This window comes from Leisingera sp. F5 (assembly GCF_001593695.1).
Genome location: NZ_LUKH01000818.1, coordinates 1 through 1,632 on the forward strand (window position 1 = coordinate 1; position 1,632 = coordinate 1,632).

General features: G+C 61.0%; 2 pseudogenes. Both read left to right on the forward strand.

Annotated features, from left to right (window positions below):
* Positions 1 to 564, forward strand: a pseudogene (locus tag A2I95_RS36360) (thymidylate synthase); the annotation flags it as partial.
* A 174-nt stretch (positions 565 to 738) separates the two neighbouring features.
* Positions 739 to 1,632: pseudogene (locus A2I95_RS36365) on the forward strand (hypothetical protein); the annotation flags it as partial.

A 1,632-nucleotide genomic window follows, 5' to 3' on the forward strand; every position in this document is an offset into this window, starting at 1 on the left:
TTCGGCACTTACCAGGGCGGCACGACCTACGGGCGCACCGGCAGCTTTTCCGCTCCCGATACGGACGCGGGGGCCGGCGGTATCGTCAGCTATGCCGGCACCTATGTGGGCCTGTTGAACATTGACGGCGACGGCGGCGACTTGCTCACTCCGGCTCCCGGCACCGACCCTTCAATTCTCCCCGGCCAATCCGCTGAAGTTACCGGTGATGCCTTCATCAATGCCGATTTCACACAGGACAGTGAGGTCAAAGGCCGGATCTACAATCGCCGGATCACCGACCTGCCTGCAACAGCCGTCGAGGATCTGACCCTCATGAACACGGCGATTGCGTCAGACGGTTCGTTTACAGGCGCTGTCAATGCTGGAGGCACAAGCGTGGGCGAATACGGCGGCGTCTTTTCGGGTACGGATGCCGCAGCGGTGGCGGGATCGGTCCACGCGACAGGCCATATTGGAGCCTTTTCGGGGAATACTCCCCCGATCGAGGAGTACGGGGTCTTTGTGCTCGGCTCTTGCGATGGTGCCAGTCCCGACCCGGTCTGCAACCAGCCTGACCCTTAAACCATGCACAAGGCCACCGCGGCTCTCTTTGGGCTGACCCTGGCAACGGCGCAGCCCCACGCGCAAGAAGCACCAGCGCCGCAGATGCATCTGTCGGTCCAGCAAGGGCACGCCTTGGGTGCGCATGCGCTGAACTCCGGCAATCCCCGGCTGGCCTTGCGGATCTCCAACGTCTTGCTGCAGGCCGACCGTAAAAACCATGCGGCCTGGCACCTGCAGGCCGCCGCCCATGCTAAAATCGGCCAACCCGGCGAAGGCCGGAAATCCGCCGCACGCGCCTTCCGCTTTGCACCGGACGGCGCTGCAAAGTACCAGATGGCGCAGCTTGCTTCCCGCCTGGCTTTTCAGAGCGGCAGCCCGACTTTGTCGCAATACTGGCTGCGCCGCACTGCCGTGTACGCGCCCGACGACAAGGCCGAAACCCTGATCGCCAAGGATTACGAGACCCTCCGGCGCATAAATCCTTGGTCCTTCCGGCTAAGCGGTGGGGTGAAGCCATCAAATAATGTTAACGGCGGTTCGGATGCAGCCACGCAGGAGATTGACGGGCTCTCCTCCCATGTGAACAGGCTTGGGCCAAGAGCCGTTGCGTTGTCAGGTGTTACCGGTACGCTGGACGCAGGCATCAGCCGCCGCTTGAGGCAAAACGAAACAAGCCTGACGACCTTAAGTGGCCGCCTCTATATTCAGCGTGTGGCTCTGTCGTCCAATGCCAAAGCAAAGGCCGCTGAATTGGCCCGGCTTACTGGCACAACGGTGCCGCGCAACTCCGAATTCGGCTCCACTTATGGTGAAATCACCTTAACCCATGCTTTTGCCGCAGGACCCAAGAATAAGGGAGGCAGCGCCCGGATTTCCGTGACCAGTGCAACTTCCTGGTATGGCGGGGAACGGAGCTATGATCTGGCAAAGCTGACCGCCGCACGCAGTTGGGCGCTATCACCGCAGATGCGTTTCACTCTTGACGGAAGCGCCGAACACCGTCTGAATCCTCGGTATGCTTCTTTGGACGCAGATGTGTTTGGCTTAGGCGCTTCGCTCTCCCGGAAACTGGCCAATGGTGACAAC